The organism is Arcicella sp. LKC2W (assembly GCF_034931005.1).
Lineage (GTDB): Bacteria > Bacteroidota > Bacteroidia > Cytophagales > Spirosomataceae > Arcicella.
The window spans coordinates 26738-50997 of the sequence record NZ_JAYGIN010000003.1; the positions used below are offsets into that span (position 1 = coordinate 26738).

General features: G+C 36.2%; 23 protein-coding genes. 13 read left to right on the forward strand and 10 right to left on the reverse strand.

Going from position 1 to position 24260, the window contains the following annotated elements; genetic code table 11:
* Positions 1-129: 129 nt before the first annotated feature.
* Together recQ and VB796_RS03095 are read right to left on the reverse strand one after the other, a co-directional pair.
* Positions 130-2280, reverse strand: coding sequence for a DNA helicase RecQ (gene recQ, locus VB796_RS03090; protein ID WP_323345043.1), 2151 nt, complete (start codon positions 2278-2280; stop codon positions 130-132).
* Between the two features lie 135 nt (positions 2281-2415).
* Positions 2416-3321, reverse strand: coding sequence for an Rpn family recombination-promoting nuclease/putative transposase (locus VB796_RS03095; RefSeq protein ID WP_323345044.1), 906 nt, complete (start codon positions 3319-3321; stop codon positions 2416-2418).
* Between the two features lie 148 nt (positions 3322-3469).
* Here VB796_RS03095 and VB796_RS03100 point away from each other — a divergent pair, with 148 nt between their 5' ends.
* Entirely contained in the window at positions 3470-5194 is a 1725-nt protein-coding gene (locus VB796_RS03100) for a M3 family oligoendopeptidase (protein ID WP_323345045.1), read from the forward strand.
* Between the two features lie 122 nt (positions 5195-5316).
* Here VB796_RS03100 and VB796_RS03105 read toward each other — a convergent pair whose 3' ends face one another.
* Positions 5317-7449, reverse strand: a complete 2133-nt coding sequence (locus VB796_RS03105; protein ID WP_323345046.1) for a tetratricopeptide repeat protein — start codon at positions 7447-7449, stop codon at positions 5317-5319.
* Between the two features lie 267 nt (positions 7450-7716).
* On the opposite strand from VB796_RS03105, the gene VB796_RS03110 reads away from it, so the two are divergent.
* The 3 genes from VB796_RS03110 (at position 7717) to VB796_RS03120 (ending at position 10356) form a co-directional block, all read left to right on the forward strand.
* The gene (locus VB796_RS03110) at positions 7717-8742 is read left to right on the forward strand and encodes a rod shape-determining protein (RefSeq protein ID WP_323345047.1); all 1026 of its coding nucleotides are present in this window, start codon (positions 7717-7719) and stop codon (positions 8740-8742) included.
* A 136-nt stretch (positions 8743-8878) separates the two neighbouring features.
* Positions 8879-9724, forward strand: a complete 846-nt coding sequence (gene mreC, locus VB796_RS03115) for a rod shape-determining protein MreC (protein WP_323345048.1) — start codon at positions 8879-8881, stop codon at positions 9722-9724.
* Between the two features lie 125 nt (positions 9725-9849).
* On the forward strand, positions 9850-10356 hold the full coding sequence (locus VB796_RS03120) for a hypothetical protein (RefSeq protein WP_323345049.1): 507 nt from the start codon (positions 9850-9852) through the stop codon (positions 10354-10356).
* Between the two features lie 59 nt (positions 10357-10415).
* Here the strand turns inward: VB796_RS03120 and VB796_RS03125 are convergent, their stop codons facing one another.
* The 4 genes from VB796_RS03125 to VB796_RS03140 form a co-directional block, all read right to left on the reverse strand.
* Complete coding sequence (locus VB796_RS03125) at positions 10416-11075, reverse strand: bifunctional 4-hydroxy-2-oxoglutarate aldolase/2-dehydro-3-deoxy-phosphogluconate aldolase (RefSeq protein ID WP_323345050.1); 660 nt, start codon at positions 11073-11075, stop codon at positions 10416-10418.
* 285 nt (positions 11076-11360) lie between these two features.
* Positions 11361-12365 carry a sugar kinase gene (locus VB796_RS03130; RefSeq protein ID WP_323345051.1) on the reverse strand — a complete coding sequence of 335 codons (1005 nt, stop codon included), beginning with the start codon at positions 12363-12365 and terminating at the stop codon, positions 11361-11363.
* Between the two features lie 118 nt (positions 12366-12483).
* On the reverse strand, positions 12484-13944 hold the full coding sequence (locus VB796_RS03135; RefSeq protein ID WP_323345052.1) for a tagaturonate reductase: 1461 nt from the start codon (positions 13942-13944) through the stop codon (positions 12484-12486).
* Positions 13945-14147: 203 nt separating this feature from the next.
* Positions 14148-14474 (reverse strand): DUF3467 domain-containing protein, encoded by a 327-nt coding sequence (locus VB796_RS03140; RefSeq protein WP_323345053.1) that lies wholly within the window; start codon positions 14472-14474, stop codon positions 14148-14150.
* A 174-nt stretch (positions 14475-14648) separates the two neighbouring features.
* Here VB796_RS03140 and VB796_RS03145 point away from each other — a divergent pair, with 174 nt between their 5' ends.
* Positions 14649-15347, forward strand: coding sequence for a YjjG family noncanonical pyrimidine nucleotidase (locus VB796_RS03145; protein ID WP_323345054.1), 699 nt, complete (start codon positions 14649-14651; stop codon positions 15345-15347).
* A 325-nt stretch (positions 15348-15672) separates the two neighbouring features.
* Here VB796_RS03145 and VB796_RS03150 read toward each other — a convergent pair whose 3' ends face one another.
* A complete protein-coding gene (locus VB796_RS03150; RefSeq protein WP_323345055.1) occupies positions 15673-16290 on the reverse strand; it encodes a hypothetical protein in 618 nt (205 codons plus the stop codon).
* 172 nt (positions 16291-16462) lie between these two features.
* Positions 16463-16765 (reverse strand): (2Fe-2S) ferredoxin domain-containing protein, encoded by a 303-nt coding sequence (locus tag VB796_RS03155; protein WP_323345056.1) that lies wholly within the window; start codon positions 16763-16765, stop codon positions 16463-16465.
* Between the two features lie 127 nt (positions 16766-16892).
* On the opposite strand from VB796_RS03155, the gene VB796_RS03160 reads away from it, so the two are divergent.
* Positions 16893-17777 carry a fructosamine kinase family protein gene (locus tag VB796_RS03160; RefSeq protein WP_323345057.1) on the forward strand — a complete coding sequence of 295 codons (885 nt, stop codon included), beginning with the start codon at positions 16893-16895 and terminating at the stop codon, positions 17775-17777.
* Positions 17778-17846: 69 nt separating this feature from the next.
* Positions 17847-18698: an alpha/beta hydrolase gene (locus tag VB796_RS03165; RefSeq protein ID WP_323345058.1), complete on the forward strand. Its 852-nt coding sequence runs from the start codon at positions 17847-17849 to the stop codon at positions 18696-18698.
* A 194-nt stretch (positions 18699-18892) separates the two neighbouring features.
* Here the strand turns inward: VB796_RS03165 and VB796_RS03170 are convergent, their stop codons facing one another.
* On the reverse strand, positions 18893-19516 hold the full coding sequence (locus VB796_RS03170) for a metallophosphatase domain-containing protein (RefSeq protein ID WP_323345059.1): 624 nt from the start codon (positions 19514-19516) through the stop codon (positions 18893-18895).
* A 155-nt stretch (positions 19517-19671) separates the two neighbouring features.
* Between VB796_RS03170 and VB796_RS03175 the strand changes: the two genes are divergently transcribed.
* From VB796_RS03175 to VB796_RS03200, 6 genes are all read left to right on the forward strand, one after another.
* Positions 19672-20622, forward strand: coding sequence for a N(4)-(beta-N-acetylglucosaminyl)-L-asparaginase (locus tag VB796_RS03175; protein ID WP_323345060.1), 951 nt, complete (start codon positions 19672-19674; stop codon positions 20620-20622).
* Between the two features lie 252 nt (positions 20623-20874).
* On the forward strand, positions 20875-21492 hold the full coding sequence (locus VB796_RS03180) for a sigma-70 family RNA polymerase sigma factor (protein WP_323345061.1): 618 nt from the start codon (positions 20875-20877) through the stop codon (positions 21490-21492).
* Between the two features lie 223 nt (positions 21493-21715).
* Positions 21716-21982 (forward strand): hypothetical protein, encoded by a 267-nt coding sequence (locus tag VB796_RS03185; protein ID WP_323345062.1) that lies wholly within the window; start codon positions 21716-21718, stop codon positions 21980-21982.
* 193 nt (positions 21983-22175) lie between these two features.
* Entirely contained in the window at positions 22176-22748 is a 573-nt protein-coding gene (gene gmk / locus VB796_RS03190; protein WP_323345063.1) for a guanylate kinase, read from the forward strand.
* 69 nt (positions 22749-22817) lie between these two features.
* Complete coding sequence (nadD, locus tag VB796_RS03195) at positions 22818-23393, forward strand: nicotinate (nicotinamide) nucleotide adenylyltransferase (protein WP_323345125.1); 576 nt, start codon at positions 22818-22820, stop codon at positions 23391-23393.
* A 64-nt stretch (positions 23394-23457) separates the two neighbouring features.
* A complete protein-coding gene (locus VB796_RS03200) occupies positions 23458-24258 on the forward strand; it encodes an SDR family NAD(P)-dependent oxidoreductase (RefSeq protein ID WP_323345064.1) in 801 nt (266 codons plus the stop codon).
* The last annotated feature ends 2 nt before the right edge of the window (positions 24259-24260 follow it).

Sequence of the window (24260 nt, forward strand, 5' to 3'; positions counted from 1 at the left end):
AAGATACAATTTTTTACATATTTAATTCAAATATTACTCAAAAAATTGGATTAAAATGCTATTCGACTATAAACCTATTTGAATTTATTGCTGCCAAAACCAATTAACCAGTTGCTAATCACCAATAAACTACATTCCATCTTTAAACCAAATCGTCAGAGCAATTCTAATCACGGAATAATCATGTTTAGAATCCATTGCTTCGTAAAGAGCTTTTACACTTTCTCCTTTTTTAACGCCCATTGCTTTAGCTGCCCTCACAATTTCGTCGTATTGTTGTTTGTTAATAAACGGACTAAAATCAATGTCCTTTCCTTCTTCGTATAATTTGCTCAAATGTGAAAAAATCGTTACAGGACTTTGTCCTCTTATTTTCGCAATTTCTTCCACTGTATTGCCCTCTTGGTATAATTGATAGGTATATTGAACGGTGTTAATACCCAATGATGCACTATTTGTTCCAGGAATTGTTGAGAGAAATTCCCTGATTTCTCGAATAAAAATCTCACCATATTGCTGATATTTTTGTTGTCCAACTCCCGAAACATTCAGCATTTCAGCTTGAGAAATTGGCTTTTGTTGCGACATATCCGAAAGCGTTGCATCTGAGAATATTACAAATGGAGGAATGTTTTTATCATCCGCCAAACGTTTCCGTAACTCACGCAGACGCTCAAATAAAGCATCTTTGATGATTTCTTTCTTCGTTTTCTCTTTCGGAACAATTGTTTCACGTTCCGCCTGACGTTCATCAAATGGTTTATATCGTACCAATTGCACTTTCCGACCTTCCTTCAAAACCGCCCAAGAAGCATTATTGAGTCGATAAGCGTGACCTTCATCATAAGCAATATCCATCACGCCCGAATTGAGCATTTGTTGTAAATAATCCGCCCATTCGTCGGCTTTTAAATCTTTTCCAGCTCCAAAAGTTTTAATTTCGTGGTAACGGTGGTCGATAATTTTTTTATTATTAGAACCTCTCAAAATGTCAATCAACATACTCATTGCCACTTTTTCGTTGGTACGAGCAACGGCAGAAAGGGCTTTTTGAGCGTATAAAGTGGCATCAAAACGCATGGGAGGGTTTTTACAAACGTCACAATTGCCACAATCTTTGGTAACTTCTTCGTTGAAATAACTCAACAAAATGCGTCGTCGGCAAATCTCAGCTTCTGCATATTGCTTCATTCGGTCGAGTTTTGCGTTTTGCACTTCCTTCATTTCTTCGGGCAATTCCGACGTAGCAATCATGTCTTTTCGTACCATCACATCTTGATAGGTGTAAAAAAGCAAAGTGTCTGATTTTACGCCATCACGTCCTGCACGACCAATTTCTTGGTAAAAACTTTCCACATTTGAAGGCATCGAATAATGAATTACCCAACGAACATTAGACTTATCAATGCCCATTCCGAAGGCAATCGTTGCCACAATCACTTGCACATCATCCCGAATAAACGCATCTTGAACCTTCGCACGGTCGGCAGAAGGCATTCCAGCGTGATAATACTTGGCTTTGATGCCCGCTTTTTGCAAAGCCTCGGCAACGGTTTCGGTATTTTTACGACTTAAGCAATAAATAATTCCTGATTGTCGAGGTCGTTCAGCCACAAAATTTTGAATAATTTTTGTGCGATTTCTTCCTGGTAAAACCGATAACGAAAGATTGGGTCTATCAAAAGAAGAAATGAAAGTTCGGGCTTCTGGAATGCCCAACTGTGAGAGAATATCCTTGCGAGTAACACGGTCGGCGGTTGCGGTTAAAGCAATCATCGGCACGTTTGGAAAGGCTTCTTTTAAGACGTGTAACTTGGTATATTCAGGTCTAAAATCATGTCCCCAAGTAGATACACAGTGCGATTCGTCAATAGCGAAAAGGCTGATGTTTAAGGTCTTAATCCAATCTAAATAACCTTGTGTAAATAATTTTTCGGGAGAAATGTAGAGCAGCTTCAACTCACCCGCTCGCACTTGTCGCTCAATTGCTGATTGTTGTTGTCCATCCAAAGAAGAATTCAAATATGCCGAAGGAATCCCATTGGCTTTGAGAGCCTGCACTTGGTCGTGCATGAGGGCAATCAAGGGCGAAATAACCAAAGTCAGCCCTTGCATCATCAGAGCAGGAATTTGGAAACACACCGATTTACCACCACCTGTTGGCATCAAAACCATCGCATCTTGTCCATACAAAACCCAATCAACAATATCGGCTTGGAGAGGTCTAAATTTATCGTATCCGTAATATTGTTTAAGGACTTGTTCTTTGGTGAGGGGCATGGTATAATGGAAAGTTTATAGCGATTAGTTAACAGTTAAGGGTCTGTTAATTAATGATTTACCGCTAAAAAAATATTGGAAATTTAAAATGGGTATAATGAATAGAAGGTCAATTTACAGATAAAAGCTACTTTCCTAATTGGCAGAGGACTTGATTCTTTGAATAATTTCTTCTACTTTTTGAAGCGGTAATTTAAAAGCATCAGCGATAAACTCAGCTTGAAGACCTTTTTCAAAGAGACCTTTCACATAATTTAAAGTTAAGTTTTCTCTTTCTTCAATTTTTATTTCTTCGGCGATAGTCATAGCAATGTTATTTACTGTTGTTGAAACTTTGGTAAAGATAATAATTAAGTCACTCCTTGTCAAGTTGATGCCATTGTCAATGTATTTGAAAATAGAGCTTATAAATCCTACTTCGTGGGCTTCGTCTAAGGCTTTTAGTTTTTCAACCCAAAATGATTCTAACTTCAAAAATGCTTCTTTTTCATCTCGTGAATGTTTCAAAAGCATAGCCGTTGTGCTAAGAAAAATGTTTTTAAAATTAGCAATTTGATAATCTTCCCAAGTATTGAGTGAAAAAAGCAAATAGTCAAATTCGGGTAAAAAACTGACCAAAGATGAATGGATATTGCCAAAATAGCTTTTCATTGGTTTTTTCTTCCAATTGATTTTACCATGATGAATGATAATAGGAATAACGACAGAAGGCTGTTTTTCTTGTTTTTGTTCTTCTACCCAAATATTGGTCATGTATCTTAGCAATTGCCAATGAGGAAAACTTTCGGTATAAGATTTATGCTCAAAAAGTAAGGTAACTAAAACCTCTTGTGAAGCAAATTGCGTTTGATATACCAAATCGGCTAAATGTTCAGAAAGGTCAGCATCAATAAATGATGCATTCGTGAGTTGTAGCGTTTCAAGGTTGATTTTTTCACTGAATTCTTTTGGGAAAACCTCTTCAATAAAACTTTTCACAACTTCCAGTCGAGAGAAAGATTCTTTAAAGAATTTATCGTGCGGATTGTTAATATTTGTCATTGGCGTAGTGGTGTTTTATGATTTTGTAGTTTACAAAGTTACATTTTTCAAATCATTTCTACTCAATCAAGGGAAATCTATTACTTTTGAAAAATGTAACCCGATTCTCCAGAATCGAAAACCATTGAACAAATAGAAATTAAAACCAATGCAAGAAACCATATCCACCACACCGCCAGTTCGTAAGTTTTTGGGCGAAGAATTTGACTTGACAACTTGGGAAAGTGTAAAGCCTTTTTACGAAAATTTGGTAAAACGTACCATTGAAAATGCTGAAGATTTACGTAAGTTTTTTGCCGACCGTTCTGAATTGGAAAGTTACCTTTCTGAAAACTTCGCTTGGCGTTATATCAAAATGACTTGTGATACGGGCGATAAAGAAATTAAAGCTCATTTCGACCAATTCGTGGGTGAAATTCAACCGCAGTTGGCTGAATACGACGATATTCTGAATAAAAAAACGCTCGAAAATCCATTTTTGAGTGAATTAACAGATGCTGGTTTTGAAATTACAATTAGAGGAATGAAGAAATCAACGGAGATTTTTAGAAATGAAAATATTCCTTTGTTTACCGAAATTCAAAACCTTTCGAGTGAATATCAGGCAACCGTTGGAGCCATGACTGTAGAGATTGACGGGCAAGTGAAAACGCTTCAACAAGCGGGAGTTTTCTTGGAAAATACTGACCGTACTTTGCGTGAATCGGTTTTTTTTAAACTCCAAGAACGTCGTTATGCCGACCATGAAAAAATGGACGAGATTTTCAATAAACTGAAATCTATTCGTCATCAAGTGGCTATAAATGCAGGTTTTGAAAATTTCAGAGATTATACTTTTGCCGCTCTAAAACGCTTTGATTATACAGCCAAAGATTGTTTCGTATTCCATGAAGCGGTAGCAGAAACCGTTGTTCCAATTCTGAATGAACTGAGCCAAGAACGTAAAAATGTGATGCAATTAGACGCTCTTCGTCCGTGGGATAAAGGCGTTGATACAGAAGGTCGTCCAGCTTTGCATCCGTTCAATGGTGGCGAAGACTTATTGAATAAAACTATTGAATGTTTTACCAATCTTGACCCATTTTTGGGTGAATGTCTCCAAATTATGAAAGGAATGGGACGTTTAGATTTAGAATCAAGAGTTGGGAAAGCTCCAGGTGGATACAATTATCCTTTGGAAGAAACTGGTTTTCCATTCATTTTTATGAATGCCTCTTCGTTGATGCGTGACGTAATTACGATGCTTCACGAAGGTGGTCATGCGGTGCATTCAATCGTTACGAAAGATTTGGCTTTGAATACATTTCGTAATTTTCCGTCGGAAGTAGCCGAGTTAGCATCAATGTCGATGGAACTGATTTCGATGGATAATTGGGATGTATATTTTGACAATGAAGAAGAATTGAAACGTGCTAAAATTCAGCATTTGGAAGACATCATTAGTACGCTTCCGTGGGTGGCAACGGTTGATAAATTCCAACATTGGATTTACGAAAACCCAACGCATACTACCGAAGAACGTACCGAAGCGTGGGTACGCATATACGAGCAATTTACGGATAGCGTAACTGATTGGTCAGGTTTAGAAAAATACAAGGCTACGATGTGGCACAAGCAGTTACATATTTTTGAATTGCCATTTTACTATATCGAATACGGAATTGCTCAATTAGGAGCGATTGGCGTTTGGAAAAATTACAAAGAAAACCCACAAAAAGGCTTAGAAGGCTATTTGAACGCACTGAAATTGGGTTACACCAAACCAATGGGTGAAATTTACGCTGCCGCCAATATTCCTTTCGATTTCTCAAAAGCACACATTGCATCATTGATGGATTTTGTAAGAGCGGAGTTGACGATTTTGAAAGGGTAGGACAGGTTTTTAACCTGTCCTTTATACAAATGACATACTAAACTTTCAATATAAATACGGAGGAAGAAAAAGAATTATTACGATTGCCAACTTTCTAAAAGTTGGCAATCGTTGTTTTTGCCCTACTTCAAAGGAATCCCTCTCTGCGTTAAAAACACCGTTGCATTTTGGTCGCCTTTAGCCACAGCTTTTTGCATGGCTTTTATGCCGTTTGGAAAATCTCCGTGTTGCCCATATTCTAAACCGATGTTGTAGTCAAAACTTCCATCTTTTGGGTCGGCTTTGATACCATTTTCCCATGCTTTGATGGCATTTTTCCAATCGCCCATTGATTTGTAGGCAACCCCTAAATTTTTGAATGCTACCGTTGCTTTCGGGTCAATTTTGATAGCTTTTTCTAACTCCGCAATTTCGCCTTGATGGTCGCCTTTGTGGTTCAAAATGGTACTGATATTAATGTGTGGGTCAGCAAATTTAGCGTCTAATTTCATAGCCGTTTCGTAGCGTTTTATGGCTTCTATTTCTTTGCCTTGTTTTGCCAAGCATAAACCCATGATGTTCTGAGCAAACTGGTTTTTATTGTCCGATTTATCCAAAGCAAGTTGTGATTCGTCAATGGCAATATTGTATTTCCCTGTGTAATAATACGCTGCACCAAGCATCCAGTGAAGGTTTTGCATTTCTTTCGGCTTGATTTTTAGAGCTGCTTCAAAATTATCAACCGTCAAATCATATTTCTTTTCGTCGAAATAAATTTGCCCCAAAGCTGTATGAACATCCGCTGTTTTGAAAGATGTTTTATGCGTTTCTTCAAAGTAAAATTTAGCCTTTTCATTATCTTTCATGCCAAACCAATACCAACCCATGTTACTCGTTACCATTGGGTCGCTGGGATGTTTTTCATAAATGGGCGTAAACAATGTTAGCGTATCTTTCCAATGTGTTGATTGGTTAAATGAAAGAAATGTTAAACCTAATAAAAGTATCATTCCGACCGCTGGCATGAGTTTATTGGTTGTAGCTTTTTGGTATAAGCGATTGGCAAAAACGGCTAAAATTACCAAAGGACCAATCGAAGAAACATAAAAATAACGGTCAGCCATCAACGCACTACCAACAGGCAACACTTGCGAAACAGGGAAAATTACAATCAAAAAATACAAACCTCCCCACCAAACTAATTTATTCTTGCGACCCAACCAAAATAACGCAATCGCCAATGCTAACACGCCCGCAAAAGCAGAATAATAAATCGAAGGGATTGTACCTGTTGGCTTTTGTGGATAAGGATAAAAAGCAATCAAATTAGTCGGCAAAACCATTTTTATCCAATAATAAAGTACGCCATAATTTATCATAAAAAAACGTTCTGAGAGAGAATAAGCGTCGCTGATAACTTTGGTTGCATTCGCTCCTGCATCACTTTGAGCTTTGATAGAAATAATACCCGTAATTAATGAGATAATAAAAAATGGAGCTTTTTCAATGCCAATTTTGATAATTTGCTTACGGTTCAACAAGAAATAATCGGTAATCAAGAATACAACGGGTAAAATCACCGCCATACCTTTTGACAAGCACGAAAGAATAAATAAACCTAAAGCGTACCAGAAATTTTTGCTTTTCCAGTTGGTAGCCCCGCCGTTGTCTGTGTCCTCACAGACAACAGAAGTGTATTTCAAATATTGCCAAAAAGACAAAAGCAAGAATAACGTATAAAGTACATCTTTTCGTTCAGCCGCCCATACTACCGACTCCACGTGTAACGGGTGAATAGCAAAAAGTACCGCAGTTACCGCTCCAATCAAGAAGTTTTTACTCAGTTTTTCGACTACTTTAAACACCAAAATACTATTAATGATATGGATAATCGTATTATCGAAATGGTAAACCCATGCGGTATCTTTTACCAAAGAATATTCGATGTAATAGGTCACCATGGTGAGTGGGTGCCAGTTTCCAAGATAAAAATCAGAAATTAAAGTCTTGAAATTTTGGAAGGAAACAACTCGTAAATCTTCGTTATTGACGATATAAAACATATCATCCCAAACGTAACCATTCTGAAAACCTGGGAGATAAGCAACCAAAGCACAAACTGTGATGATGCCCGATAAAATCCAAAAATTACGTTCTGTATAGGGAATTGGTTCTACCAAAACTTCAGGTTCACTAACGCTTTTTGTCGTCTGATTGACCGTTTGTGGCTTTTGATGAGTATTTTTAGGATTCTGAGAAACTTTATTCTTTGCCATATTATGAGTAAGGGAATTGACTTTTAGAGATTTCTACGCAAAATCTATGCAAAACTAAAAACATCTAACAAAAAACTATCTTTTGTTAATTATGTTTCGATTAAAGGTCTAAAATAAAAGAATTTAGTTCCGCTTTCAATAAATTCTCCTTGATTCTCATTAATTTTGTACTTTTACAAGAAATATACATTTTACTATGTATAATTTTAGGTAACTTTATGTAGCCTAAAGATTTAGACACAGATAACAAAGAACTAATCATAAAAAATGGGATTATTTAGCTTCCTAACTTCAGACATTGCAATTGACCTTGGTACTGCCAATACGTTAATTATTCACAAAGATAGAATCGTGGTGGACGAGCCATCAATTATTGCACTTGATAAAGCTACAAACAAAGTTTTGGCAATCGGAAACAAGGCAATGCAGATGCACGAAAAAACCAATGAAAATATCAAAACAATTCGTCCTTTAAAAGATGGAGTGATTGCTGACTTTACCGCTGCCGAATTGATGATTCGTGGCATGATTAAAATGATTGATACAGGAAGCCGTTTCTTTACGCCTTCTCATCGTATGGTTATTTGTATTCCTTCTGGTATTACAGAGGTTGAAAAACGTGCCGTAAAAGACTCTGCCGAACACGCAGGTGCTAAGGAAGTTTATATGGTTCATGAGCCTATCGCTGCGGCAATTGGTATCGGAATTGATATTGAACAACCAAATGGTTCAATGATTGTGGACATCGGAGGAGGTACTACTGAAATTGCGGTTATTGCCCTTTCTGGTATCGTTTGTGAGGCTTCTGTACGTATTGCAGGAGACGTTTTTACTCGTGATATTGTTGATTATATGCGTCGTGAACACAACCTTTTGATTGGTGAGCGTTCAGCAGAATTAATCAAAATTGAAGTAGGTTCGGCATTACCAGAATTAGAAAATCCACCAGCAGATTATGAAATTCGTGGTCGTGATTTAATGACAGGTATTCCAAAAGAAATTAAAGTAACTTATTCAGAAATTGCTTACGCTTTAGATAAATCAATTTCTAAAATTGAAGAAGCCGTAATGAAAGCTTTGGAGGTTTCACCACCAGAACTTTCAGCTGATATTTACCACAATGGTATCCACTTAACGGGTGGTGGTGCATTGCTTCATGGTTTAGATAAACGTTTGGCTAACAAAACAAAATTGCCAATCCACATTGCTGATGACCCTTTAAGAGCGGTTGTTCGTGGAACAGGTGAGGTCTTGAAACACTTAGACCACTTCAAGCCAATTCTTATTTCGTAGTTAAAAAGAGCATAGATGATAGCGTAAGAGTATAGAGAAATTTGAAGAGATTTAGCCTCATTTGAGGAATCACTCTTGGATTTTCTTTATACTCTTTTCTCTTAACTCTCTCATCTGTTCTCTAATCTCTAAAAAAATGTACCAACTTATTCAGTTTATATCCAGACAACGGGCCTTCATTTTGTTCGCAATTTTGGAGGTGCTGAGTCTTTGGTTTTTTTATTCCTATAATAATTATCCAAACGCCATTTTTTTCAATACGACTAACTATTACGCAGCCAAAGCTTTAGAAACCTCAAATTCAATAACAGAATATTCAAATTTGAGAGATGTAAATAAAGATTTAGCTACCGAAAATAGCCGTTTGAATCAATTGGTTTCAAAACTACAAGCACAACAACTTGATAAGTCTATTATAAACTACAAGGCGGATTCTGCCGTTGCGAGTCGCTTCAAATTTGTTGTTGCCAAAGTCCAAAACCTCACAACTACCCAATTTAATAATTATATAACGATTGATAAAGGTTCTGCCGATGGACTTGCTCCTGGAATGGGCGTAATCTCGTCAACGGGCGTTGTTGGAAAAATTAAATCTTGTTCAGAGCATATTTCAATCGTGATTTCAATTTTACACTCGGAGTATTCCGTTTCAGCAAAATTGAAGAGAAATAATGAAATTGGTTCTGTAAAGTGGGACGGTGTCAATCCAGATATTGTTGAAATGACCGAAGTGTCAAGGTATAAAGCCGTTAAGATTAAAGATACAGTCGTTACTTCCGATTTTAACTACGTTTTTCCTCCCAATATTACCATCGGTTATGTTAAAAAAGTGGGCGTAAAAGCTGACCAGACTTTTCATGATATTGAGGTTCAATTAGCCACCAACTTTCACACACTTGCTTATGTATATGTGATAAATAATAAGTTGATGAACGAACAGAAAACATTGGAAGAGAAAACAAACGACGTAAAAGTGAAGTAAATCTACGTAATGCTAAAAATATTTAGGGTGGTTTGCCACTGTGATTACGAAAAAACATGAATGCAATTCACTGTATTTAAGTATTCGCTTTTCGCAAATCGCTTTTCGCTTACTATAAATAATAAATGACTCAGAAAAATATATTATCACAAGGGCTGGTCTTTGGTTTTTACCTTTTATTACAAATATTTTTTGTAAGACAATTGGTACTTTTCGACTATGCGTTTTGTTTTGCCTATATAGCGAGTGTGACGCTTTTGCCTTTTGAAACGAACCGTATAACCTTGATTTTACTTGGTTTTTTTGCGGGAATGGCAGTAGATGTTTTTTATAATACTATTGGAGCAAATGCTGCTGCAATGACTTTAATAGCATTTTTAAGACCCTCAATTATCTCATTGTTGACCCCTCAGCGTGGATATGACGAACGCCAAACACTTAGTCTTAGTTCAATGGGTTTGACATGGTTTATAACTTATACGGTTGTGTTAACGGTGATTCACCATTTTGTACTTTTTTTATTAGAAGCTTCTGATTGGGGATTATTTTTCCCTGTGTTATTGAAGGTGATTTGTAGCACTATTTTCACGACGGTAGTTATCGTAATTATTCAGTTTTTTAGAAGAGATTAGTTTGGATGTTTGTTATTCGATGTTTGGTAATAATTGAGTACCAAACATCGAAAAATAACTTAAAATCCTTTCACTAAGGCAATACATTTTTTTACAATCTCAGTTGTTTCTTCAAAATTTCCAGATTCTAAAACTGCTTTTGGAAATAATTGAGAACCCATTCCAACAGCAGTAACTCCTGCTGAAAACCAACCTTTTAAGTTTTCTTCGTTAGGCTCAACACCACCCGTTACCATTACTTTTGCTTTTGGCATTGGTCCTTTAATAGCCTTGATAAATGCCGTTCCGAGTACATTGGCAGGGAAAATCTTTACAATATCAGAACCAGCTTGTTGTGCTTGGAAAATCTCAGAAACGGTCATTACGCCTGGGAACCATGCCATTTCGTATTTCTTACAAACTGCTCCAACTTCTGGATTAAGACATGGTTGTACGATAAAATCAGTATCTAAACTAACAAAATATTCAGCTTCTTCAGCAGTGAAAACCGTACCAATTCCGATGGCCATATCGGGTAATTCTTGGCGAATATATTTTACTAATTCTGCAAAAATTTGAGCAGCACCTTCTCCACGATTGGTGTATTCAAAAACTTTGATTCCTCCGTCATAGCAAGCTTTTACCACTGCTTTGCTCACCTCAATATCTGGGTGATTGAACAAAGGCATAATTGGCACTTCGCTAAGTTTTGCGTATAATTCTTCTTTTGTAAATTTCATTTTGTTTGTAACCACATAGAAGGTATAAGAAACATTAGGTTTCTCCACTTCTGAGTGTTATTTTAAATATATTAAACTTCTGTTTTAATTTTCATAAATAATTGAAGGGAAATGGTGAAAAATAATATACCATATTTGACTTGGAATAACTTCCCGAAAGTTTTTAACTTTCGGGAAGTTCAACGGAAGATGCTTGGTACTTTAAATTTATACTTTTCCTAAAGTAAAGTGCTAAACTTAACTAACTCATTCCTCCATCTACTGCATTCCTCCCGTCCCCTCAAACTATCTTTTTAATCGTCCACTTACATCACCTGCCATGACTGCTTCAACTTCCTGTACGCTTACAAGGTTGAAATCACCTTCTACGGTGTGTTTCAAAGCTGAGGCTGCTACGGCAAATTCAAGAGCTTTTTGAGTGTCTTGGTAGGTTAATTCTCCATAAATATATCCGCCCATGAAGGCATCGCCACCACCAATTCTATCTACAATGTCTGGAATGTCAATGGCTTCTGTTTCAATCATTTGCGTGCCATCCCAAGCTCTTCCAGAAAGGGTATTGTGTGAAGCCGAAATTTGTCCACGTTTGGTCGTAAGAATTTTCTTTACTTTCGGAAAACGCTCCATAATTTGCTTGCAAACTGATTTGAAACTGCCTTTTTCGTCATTAGGCTTAATTTCAAACATATCAGCGGCATCGCCTTTACTACAAACAATTACGTCGCAATATTTGATTAATTGAGGCATCACTTCGTTTGGTCTTTTTCCCCATTTCCAAAGATTTGAACGATAACCAACATCGGCAGAAACTTTTATTCCTAAACGTGATGCCGTTTGTACAGCTTCTAAACAAGCCTGTGCCGCACCTTCAGAAATAGCAGGCGAAATACCTGTAAAGTGAAACCAAGTAGCTCCTTTTAAGATTTCTTCCCAATTAAAATCAGAAGGTTGTAGCGTTGCAAATGATGAATTGGCACGGTCGTAAACAACTTTACTCGGACGCATGGCTGATCCTTTTTCAACAAAGTATATGCCCAGACGGTCACCACCATAAGCAATGGCTTCTGTGCCAACGCCATATTTTTTGTAAACAGCCGTTGCTGCTTGTCCTAAATCATTATTTGGAAAACGAGTTGCATGACTTGCAGGAATGCCAAAAATGGCTAATGAAGAGGCAACGTTTGCTTCGCCACCGCCAAAATTTATATCAAATTGAGTTGCCTGAGAAAATCTTGAAAAATTAGGCGTACTGAGCCTCATCATGACTTCTCCAAAGGTAATAACTTTCATAATTTATGATAATTTTCAATGTAAAGTAACACAGACTTCAGTCTGTAATGTAAATACTGTGAAATAGACTTTAGTCCGTATTTCACTTACAGGCTAAAGTTTGTGTTACAAATTCTTCCTACAAATATTTTCTAACGGCATCCGTAAAGCCATCCAATTTGGTTAAATCTTCTCCCCAAAGGCTAACGTTTGCTAATACTTTTTCTAAATCAAAACCTGCCTGCCAAGCTTCGTAAAAGTAAGGGGCAAAGTTACAATTGATTGGATAAAACTCTCCGTTTGATTCGCCGTAATATGTGCCATTTACTTCTTTTACACCGTGCATAAATTGTAAATAGGCTGCAAATCCCATCGCAAAAAGTTCAGGAGCTTTTCCAAATTCTTTATAGTATTGTAAAAGAATTGGGATATTACGCATCTTCATTTTTGCCGTGTATTGAACCGTAATATCTAATAATTTATGGTTCAAGAATGGATTACGGAAACGGTCAAGAACCATTCTACCGAAACGGTCACGAGTTTTAGCATCAATTTTATATGGAATCGCTAAAGACATTTCACCCAACATCAAATTGGTAATTATTCTGCTCAAATAACCATTTGACATGACATCTTTAACCGTTCTGAAACCTAATAAATACGCCATTCCACACTGTAACGAGTGCGTTCCGTTGAGCATACGAAGTTTTAATTCACGGTAAATTTCAATATCATTTTCAATAACAACTCCAGAATCTGCTTGAGCAAATGATAATACTTTACGTACTTTCTCTCCTCCTTGAATTGCCCATAAACGGTAGGCTTCAGAAAGAACCATGATGTTATCTTCGTAGCCTAATTTTTTCTGCAATTCTTCGATAGCTTCTTTTTCTGGTTTTCCCGGTACAATTCTGTCAACCAATGAGTTACAAAAATGATTGCTATTGTTTAACCATTCAATAAATGCTGGTTCAAGAGCATTCGCTTGAGCTTGTTTCAGCACAATATCTTTCAAAATATCACCATTGCCAACGATTAATTCTGTTGGTACAATCACCATTCCACTTTCTGCTGAGCCATTAAATACAGTCCAACGTTCATAAAGAAATGCTAATAATTTTACAGGATATGAAGCAGGAGGATTGTTTGTAATTTTATCACCTTCTAATAATGAGATACCTACTTCCGTGGTGTTTGAAAGGATAATCTGCATTTCTGGATTTTTGGCACAATGTAAAATTTCTTGCCATTGCGAGCGTGCAGATAAAGTACGAGATATGGAAGCATTAAGAATGTATTCCTCAATTGCTTCACCATTTTCGATTCCTTTAACAGAGTGGGTATAAAGTCCATCTTGTTCGTTAAAATCATCGGCACCACCTTTGTCCGTAGATTTAACAACGACAACTCTACCATTGAAAATACCTTGTTTGTTGGCTTTGTCGATAAAATAATCGCAAAGTCCACGAAGTAGAACTCCTGTGCCAAATTGTAAAACTTTTTCGGGTAAGTCAAAAACTTTAGGGTCAGGTAAATTAAGATGTTTACTCAGATGAGTCGAGTTAGAAGCTATATGAGATTTGTTAAGTTTAACATTCATTGTACGTTATTTATTTTAGTTATAGTTTTGAAAGAATAATTTGCCTACGGATTACTCGATTTTGAGAAATAATTTGGTGATTTTATCTAAAATTACTCGTTTTTTTATAAACAAAAAAAGCGTAAACGTTTTCAGAGAAAACTCTGATGCGTTTTACGCTTTTGAAGTGTTTTTAAATAGACGTTCTGTATTTACATTTAGAATTATGCTTCACCGATTGGTCCACGATAATTCATTGGAAATTGAAATCCGATTTGACTTTGGTCTTCCGAAATTGCTCCGTAAGCCTCTTCGTATTTTTGAATATTTTCCTTCAACGCATTTAGCAATCTATATACATGGTCAGGCGTAAGAATTACTCTTGACTTTACTTTTGCCTTCGGAATCCCGGGCATCATTTTGATAAAATCTATTACAAACTCACTTTGCGAGTGAGCAATCATTGCTAAGTTTACGTATTCACCCTCAGCCATTTCTTCAGTTAATTCTACATTAAGCTGATTTTCGTCTTGTTGTTGCTGTTTTGCCATTTTAAATTCGATGTTTGTTTTCGATATTCGTCTTCCGATGTTCGATGTTTGGGTTTTCTTACAAATATCGAACATTGAAATTCAAACACCGAAAAACAATTGTTTTTACAAATGTATAAATTATTGATAGCTTAACAAAAATCAGTCCTAAATTGCGTAAAAATCAACGTTTTAATGAGATATAAACACATTTTCTTTGACCTCGACCATACACTTTGGGACCATAATACTAACTCAAGAATTGCTTTAGAAGAAGTTTATCATGATTTCGATTTGCAGACTTTGGGTGTTCCTTCATCGTCGCAATTTTATTTGAAATTCAACGAAATTAATCATCAACTTTGGGATAAATATGAGGCTGGACGAATTTCCCAACCCGAATTACGTCATTCACGTTTTCGCTTGATTTTTAGTAGCTTAGGCGTTGATAGTCATGAAGTATGTGATTCTTTGTCAGATACTTATATCAAGATTTCTTCAAAAAAGCATAATCTTTTACCTAATGCAAAAGAGACGTTGGAATATCTTTTTCCAAAATATCCTTTGCATATCATCACTAACGGTTTTGATGAAATTCAGTCGGTAAAAATGAATGCAGGACAGATTACGCATTATTTTAAAGAAGTAGTTACGTCTCAAAATTCAGGATATAAAAAACCCGATTCTCGAATTTTTGAATATGCCCTAAAAAAAGTGGGAGCAGTGCCTCAAGAATGTTTGATGATTGGCGATAGTTTTCAGTCGGATATTGTGGGGGCAACCCGTGCGGGAATTGATGCCGTTTTCTTCAATCCAGACCAACGTCCACAAGAGGTTTCGATAAAACCGAAGTATGAAATAAGGGATTTGGGAGAGTTGAAAGGGATATTGTAGTAGTGGTCTGACTATCGTCTGACTGAATTTACATACTCGGTCAGACGATAGTCAGACCGCTATTTACACCATTTTTAAATTAATATTATGAAGGGTTGGATGTTTTATGGAATGTAAATGGTGGTTAGCGGTCTGACTATCGTCTGACTGAATTTACATACTCGGTCAGACGATAGTCAGACCGCTATTTACGTTACTTTTCAAATTACGAGTGCAACGAAGCAATCTGCCGATAGAAGAGAAATAGTTTGAAAACCTCTGCTCGTAAGCAAACAGATTGATTTAACAAAACTCCGATTCACTACACTCGCAATGACATAGCGTTCTAAAACATCGATAATTGATTATTGTCAGTTTTATTATCAAAAATCTTTTTGTCTTTAATGAGTTTTTTATGTTGTTCTATGAAATCCACAAAATTGTCGATTTGCTGATAAAGCGGTTTGAAATCGTAATCATCGAAAGTGTAGGTTTCTTGATAAACTTCCTCAAAATCGGTAATTACGTAGTCTAAAGTTTTTATTCCGTACTTTTTCAAACCCAATAAATACAAATTTTGATGATTGTGTTCAAAGCGATTAGGTTCATATTTTCGAGTGGATTTTAAGTCAACGGCACGGTCGCTACCAACCAAATCCACGAAGCCGTAAATCAAGCAGTTTTTATATTTCGCTTCTGAGTAAAATTGCGTTTTGTATTTTGAAGGTAATAAGGCTCGTGCTTTTTCAATGATTCCTTCTTTGAAATCATCTTCATTTTCACCCGTTACGACGGCTTTTTCAAAATCTATTCCTTTTTGTTGAGCTTCAGTAGTAGGTTTCTTTACACGGTTGATACGGTCAATCATGTTCCACATATCCACAATGATTTCCCCCTGTGAATCAGTGGTTTTTTCTTCAAATAAAGCGAACGAATTTAATAATGTGGGATATATGCGATACATGATGGAATGGGCTGTACGACAGGAATCCTTCCTGTCATATAATTGGAATTATAAAATAGTAGAGACGTTGCCTGCAACGTCTTTCCACAAAATTTCATTGACATTTAAACGTTATGAAAACGCTGCAGGTAATATGCAAAGACGTTGCAGGCAACGTCTCTACCTAAGAAAATTACGCAATAACCAAACGTTCAACGGGTTGGTCGTTGATTAAATGGCTTTCAATGATTTCCTCAACGTCAGATAATTGAACATTGCCGTACATAATTCCTTCTGGATAAACCATCACTGCTGGGCCAAAAGCACAGATGTCTAAGCAACCTGTTTTTTGAGCTCTCATTTGTGGCAATAAACCTTTTTCTTTCATCGAATTTTTGAACGCATCTACTAAGGCTGCTCCTCTTTCGTCACCGCAACATTTCTTGGGTGCATCTTTCTGATTTGTACAGATAAAAACGTGTTTTTTGTATTTCATTATTTGTAAATATAATTGTGGGGATGAATTCTAATGCTAAAAAATCAAAGCTATCATGCAATTTAACAGTTTTCTCTTAAATTTGGCTTACAACTTACAGACTTAGGACTTACGACTCCCTTAAAATATGACTTTTCAGACACAAGAGCAGTATCAATTTATCGAAAGTATTCTTTTTGAAAATTTAGGACACCAACCCAAAGTGCTTGATTTTCAGTTTTTTTACGGTGGAAATTTTAACCTTGCCGTAAAAGTAAAAGTGGCAGAAGGTGATTATTTTATCAAATGGAATCAGGGCGACCACGAAGGAATGTTTGCATCAGAGTCTCGTAGTTTGCAGGTTTTGCGAGATACAGGCGTGATGTCGATTCCGCAAGTTATCAATCACGGAAAAATTGTTGATAAAGAATATTTAATGATGGAGTTCCTGACAGCCAGTTATAAACAACCTAATTATTGGCAAGATTTTGGGCAAAAATTGGCTCATCTTCACTCGCACACAAACCCAAAATTTGGTTTAGATTTCAATAATTTTATCGGAGCATTGCGTCAGTCGAATGAATGGATGACGGATGGCGTAGAATTTTTTATCGAAAAACGCTTAAAAGTTCAGGCAGGATTGGCACTTTACGACCGTAAAATTTCGGAAGAATTACACGCAAAATTCAATCAATTGTATGAAAAATTACCGTCATTAATTCCGAACGAAAAACCTGCTTTACTGCATGGAGATTTATGGTCGGGCAATGTGATGACGGATAGTCAGGGTTTTGTGGGCTTAGTTGACCCAGCCTGTTATTACGGTTTGCGTGAAGCAGAATTGGCTTTTACGACTATGTTTGGTGGTTTTGAAACCAGTTTTTACGAAGCCTATCACGAAGTAAATGCTATTGAAAATGGTTTTGGCGACCGTATTCCTTTGTATAATTTATATCCCTTAATGGTTCATGTGAATTTGTTTGGAGGCGGATATTTAGATGCCGTTGAGAAGATTTTGAAGAAATTTTTGTAAACTGATGTTTCCACATCGGCAATTTTTATTCATATTATTTTCGATGCGGAAGTATCGAGTTACATACAAATGAATTTATCAACCGAAACTTGGATTTATATTGGCATTGGCTACGTAGTCTTGTGCATTATTGCCTATTTTATCCAAGAACGGTTTATTTTCAAACCAGAAAAATTGCACGCTGATTTTGAGTATAAATATGATGACCCTTTTGAGGAACTTCATTTTGAACCCGAAGAAGGCGTAAAAATCAACGGATTGCGATTTTATCATGAAAAACCTGTTGGTTTGGTGATGTACTTTCACGGTAATACTCGCAGTATAAAAGGCTGGTCGAAATACGCAGTAGATTTTACTCGGCACGGTTATGATGTCGTGATGATTGATTATCGTGGTTTTGGCAAATCCATTGGCAAACGCACGGAGGCAAATCTCAATAAAGATTCTCAGTACGTTTACAATCGAATGCGGGCAAAATATGGCTACAAAGAAGAAGATATTGTCGTTTATGGGCGGTCGTTAGGTAGTGGATTTGCCTGTAAATTAGCATCTAATAATCGCCCGAAAATGTTGATTTTAGATGCTCCCTATTATTCATTTTCACATTTAACAAATCGCTTTTTACCCTTCATGCCCGTTGCGATGATATTACGATTTAGTATCAGAACCGACATTTGGATTCGCTACGTTCGTTGCCCGATTTACATAATTCATGGGACGAAAGACTGGCTAATACCATATTCTTCATCGGTAAGGTTACAAAGTCTTGTTCCATTAACTGCCAGATTAACACCTATTTACGGTGGAGGACATAATAATTTGCCATCATTTCCAGAATATCATCATAAATTAGAGGAAATCCTAAAAGGACATTTCGACTTACTTTTTGATAAATATGAGAAGGGAGATTTTAGGGAATAAGATTTCAGTTATCAAACAATTAACAGTTATCAGTAAACAATTAACAGTTATCAGTAAACAATTAACAGTTATCAGTAAACAAATATAAAGTATCAAAAGAAGCCAGTTTGGGAACTAACAATTCCCAAACTGGCTTCTTTACTGTTTACTGTTTACTGTTTACTGTTTACTGTTTACTGTTTACTGTTTACTGCTTACAACTCCACTACAATTGCCTCCCTAACAGGACGATACGCCAAATCAACCATCGACGCATTTACGTATAAAGTTTCTCCAATTTGTTGCTGACCGTAAGCCTCGTGTATATGCCCAAATACGTGCAAACTTGGTTTTACCCGATTTTGAACAATATCTGTCAAATCTTCACAACCTACTTTTTCACCCCTGATGGTTTGGTCTAAAATGCCAAAAGGAGGTCCATGCGTTATCAGAATATCCGTTTCCGTTGGAATTAAATCCCAGTGTTTACGAATATCCTGTCCCCGTTTCCTATTAAAAGCCCAATCATAAAACCAAGGTTGTACAGGCGAACCCCAAATTTTGAAGCCTTCAATCGTCGTTCCGCTATCGTTTAAATATTCAATATTGGTAATTATTTTATGAACTTCTTTAGGATATTTCTCAAAGAAAAAATCATGATTTCCCGCAATCATAACCTTATGACGATGTGGTAATGAACCCATCCATTCATTAAACATTTCTATTTCTTCAATTTTCCCTCTTGACGAAATATCTCCTGCATGAATCAGCAAATCTCCATCGGGAATCGTCATTTTGTGTTGTAAACTATGGGTATCTGAAATACAAACTATTTTCATTTTTTGTCGATTATTTTTGCCACGAAGACACCAAGTCACTAAGTTTTCATTATTCTAACTTTATAAAAACTTAGTGACTTGGTGTCTTCGTGGCAAATCAATACTTGTAAATTTCCTATAATAACGATAAATTTAAGCAAACAAACCTAAAATCAATGCAACGTAGAACATTCATCAAACAAACAAGTATTTTAACTGCTTTGGCATCAACCCAAACGCTTGCCTCTAACAAACCAACAGCCAAATTCCCATTTGTTATTTCAACTTGGAAAAACGAAAAAGCCAACGAAGCCGCTTGGGCATCGCTCCAAAAAACAGGAAGAGCCTTAGATGCCGTAGAAGCAGGGGCAAGAATTCCCGAAGCTGACCCAAATGACACATCAGTAGGTTACGGTGGTTTTCCCGACCGTGACGGCAATGTAACCCTCGACGCTTGTATCATGGACGAAAAAGGAAATGCGGGTTCAGTAACTTTTCTTCAAAATATTATGCACCCGATTTCAGTAGCAAGAGCAGTAATGGAAAAAACGCCTCATGTGATGCTTTCGGGCGAGGGTGCTTTACAATTTGCTCTTTCTCAGGGATTTAAAAAAGAAAATTTATTGACAGATGTTGCCAAAAAAGCATGGGAAGAGTGGAAGAAAACATCAAAATACGAACCTAAAATCAACATCGAACGCCACGATACCATCGGTTTATTGGCATTAGGAACAAAAGGGGAAATATCAGGAGCGTGTACCACCAGTGGATTAGCTTTCAAAATGCACGGTAGAGTAGGGGATTCGCCCGTAATTGGTGCGGCAGTATTCTGTGATGATGAGGTTGGTGGAGCTTGTGCCACAGGCTTAGGAGAATTTGTCTTAAAAACACTCGGTTCATTCTTAATCGTAGAATTAATGCGTAATGGCAAAACGCCGCAACAAGCCTGCGAAGAAGCCATCATGCGTATTGTGAAGAGATATAACTACAAAGAATTTCAAATCGGATACTTAGCTTTAAACAAAAACGGCGAATATGGAGCGTATGCCATTCAATCAGGTTTTAATTATACCATTACCGAAAATGGCGTAACAAAAGTTATTGAGTCGAAATATTATATGAAGTAGGACAGGTTTCTAACCTGTCTTCTATGGTTGAATTGTAGGACAGGTTTCTAACCTGTCCTTTACTAAATTTTTAGACAGGTTGGAAACTTATCCTACTTAAAACAATGCCGTTTTGTCAGGAAAATGACCAAAAAAATGCTTGGCAAGTTGTTTGTTTGTAATAAAGTTCAAACATGATAAATGTCATAAGGAATGATTTTTTTGTAAATCAATTATCATGTTTTATTTTTACTGACGATACTCAGCAACAAAATGGACGAACAAGAAGAAATCCAAACAACTCAAACCTATTCCGACCTCGAAAAACACCGTGTTTTCGAGAAAGAATTTATGCCTCATATTGACTCTATGTACAATTTTGCCTTCCGTTTAACCAACGATGAAGACGATGCAAATGACCTTGTACAAGACACATATCTCAAAGCATTCAGATTTATCAACTCATTTTCAGAAGGAACTAATGCTAAAGCATGGTTGTTTCGTATCTTGAAAAACAGCTTTATTAATGATTTTAGAAAGAAATCTAAAGAGCCTTCAAAAGTTGATTATCAGGATGTTGAAACAACTTATAATTCGGAAGAAGACGCAGAGACAAACCAAACCGTTGATTTAAGAGCTGAAACAGTTCAAGACTTAATCGGGGATGAAATTGCCAATGCCTTAAACGCTTTACCCGTAGATTTCAGAACAGTCATTATTCTTTGTGATGTAGAAGGTTTTACCTACGAAGAAATGGCAAAAATTCTGGATATTCCCATCGGGACAGTCCGTTCAAGACTTCACCGTGCAAGAATGTTGTTGAAAGAAAAATTAAAATCGTATGCCAAATCGTTAGGCTATGATGTAAATGCTGACAGTATGGCAGATTAGGGATTGCTGAAATAGCAGATAGTGAAAATAATCAACGTTTAATTGCTAAATCATTAATCTTGTTGAACTTTAGTACATATATCAAGTACAATAAATTAAACAAATGACTTTTTTTTCAACTAAGTGGAATTATTTTAAAACACACCCTGTTTACTAACTACTTGATTGATAAATAGTAATCCCATAATTGACCGAACGTTAAAATTGCTTAATAATTAAAAAAATGGTTTCCGAGGCTGAGAAGATTCAAAAAAAGACATCGTGCGAGCATCAAGCTGAGTGCATGAAAATGGTGCAACTGATTGTGGATGGTCAGGCAACAGATGAGCAAATGGTTCAATTCAAGCAGAATATGGACAAATGCTTACCTTGTGAAAAAGGCTATGAATTAGAAAAATGTATTAAGGAAACAATGCAATTGAGATTGGAAAAAAAGTGCATTCCTTCAAATTTAATTGACTGTATTAAACAGAAAATCAAAGGATTATAAACAGGTATTAGGATTTAGGTGTTAGGCATTGGTGAAATAATCAGTTGATTACTTTATTTTTAATAATATATTCAAGTTATTAAGTTGGTCATTTCAAATGATTTCACTTAATAACTTTTTATTTTTGTAGAAGTTAAGGATTTGCGGTGTTTTATCACTCAATCACACATTCTCTCACTCAATCATTCATTCATTGGAAAACGGTAAACTCATCATCTTTTCAGCCCCGTCTGGCTCGGGCAAAACAACTATTGTTAAGCACCTATTGGCAAATAATGACAATTTAGGCTTTTCTATTTCGGCTTGTACCCGTGACAAACGTGGTCGCAATGAAGAAAATGGTAAAGATTATCACTTCATGACTCCCGACGAATTCAAGCAAAGAATTGTGCATAATGAATTTGTGGAATGGGAAGAAGTTTATCCAGGGGCATATTACGGAACATTAAAGTCTGAAATTGAAAGACTTTGGGCATCAGGAAAACACGTGATTTTTGACGTAGATGTACGTGGAGGTGTTAAGTTGAAGGAATATTACAAAGAAAGAGCTTTGTCTATTTTTGTAAAAGTACCAAGTGTAGAAGAATTAGAAAAAAGACTTCGTGAGCGTGGTACGGATTCGGAAGACTCAATTTCGAAAAGAGTTTTTAAAATGAATTTTGAAATGTCCTTTCAAGACCAATTTGATATTGTTCTTTTAAACGACGACCTCGATACTGCTTTTGCAAAAGCACAAAAATTATTTGATGATTTTACGAGTCAGTAAACAGTAAACAGTTATCAGTAACCAGAAAAGCTGTACTGATAACTGTTTACTGATAACTGCTAACTGATGATGAAAATTGGTTTATTTTTTGGGTCATTCAACCCTATTCATATTGGTCATTTGATTGTGGCAAATGTCATGGCTACCACTACCGACTTAGAACAAGTTTGGTTTGTAGTGTCACCGCAAAATCCTTTCAAGAAAAATAGCTCACTTCTGCACGAGTTTGACCGCTTGACGATGGTAGAAAAAGCCATCGCCGATAATGCTCAATTTAAGGTAACAGACATTGAATTTTCAATGCCAAAACCTTCATTTACGATTGATACGCTTATCCGTTTGCAAGAAAAAAATCCGCAACACGAGTTTAGGTTGATAATTGGAGGTGATAATTTAGCTCAATTTCCGAATTGGAAAAATCACGATAAAATTTTAGAATATTTTGGATTGTATGTTTATCCAAGACCAAATTCGGTAAAAAGTGATTTAGAAAATCATCCAAATGTGAAATTAATAAATGCTCCTTCTCTGGATATTTCGGCAACATTTATTCGTGAATGTTTGAAAAATGGAAAGTCAATTCATTATATGGTTCCTGAAAATGTGGAGGAGTATATTCATTGGAAAAAGTTTTACTTAATGTAGCTCAGAATGCTATTTTGAGAAGGTTTTACGCTTCTCAGGATAGAATCCTGAGCTACTCTTTATTATGAAAATCAGTATTTTAGGTTGTGGTTGGTTAGGTTTTCCATTGGGTGAAACTTTAGTTAAAAATGGTCATACTGTAAAAGGTTCAACGACTTCAGAAAGTAAAATTGCCTTACTTTCAGCGGTAAATATTGAGCCTTTTTTATTACAATTCACGCCTAAAATTGAAAGTGAAAATATCACTCAATTCCTTGATTCAGAAATACTTATTATTTGCATCCCACCACGAGCAGGGAAATTAGGGGAAGATTATCACGTTCAACAAATAGAATCTCTCCTTGAATATTTGCCATCATCTTCCATCAAATCCATTATTTATACTTCTTCGACTTCTGTCTATCCTGACTTAAATCGAGAAATTTCAGAAGAAGACTCTGTCATTGATAATCACGCATTAATTAAAGTTGAGAATTTATTGAAAACCCTTCCACAAAATGTTACGATTTTACGTTGCGGCGGATTAATGGGCGGAGAAAGAATTCCTGCTAAATATTTTCAAGGGAAAACGATTAATACAGGAAAAATACCCGTGAATTATGTCCATCAAGACGATGTAATTCAAATTATTTCGATGATTTTAGAAAAAGGTTTTTGGGACGAAACTTTCAATGTCGTTTCACCAGAACATCCGATTCGAGAAGAAATTTACCTTAAAAATTGCGAAGATTTAGGTTTTACAAAACCAATTTTTGAAGAAGCCGTAGAGCCGATTCCTTTTAAAATAATCAGTCCGCAAAAATTAATTTCACGGACTGGTTATGTTTTTAAATATGCTAACCCTTTGGATTTTAGGTATTTGTGAGA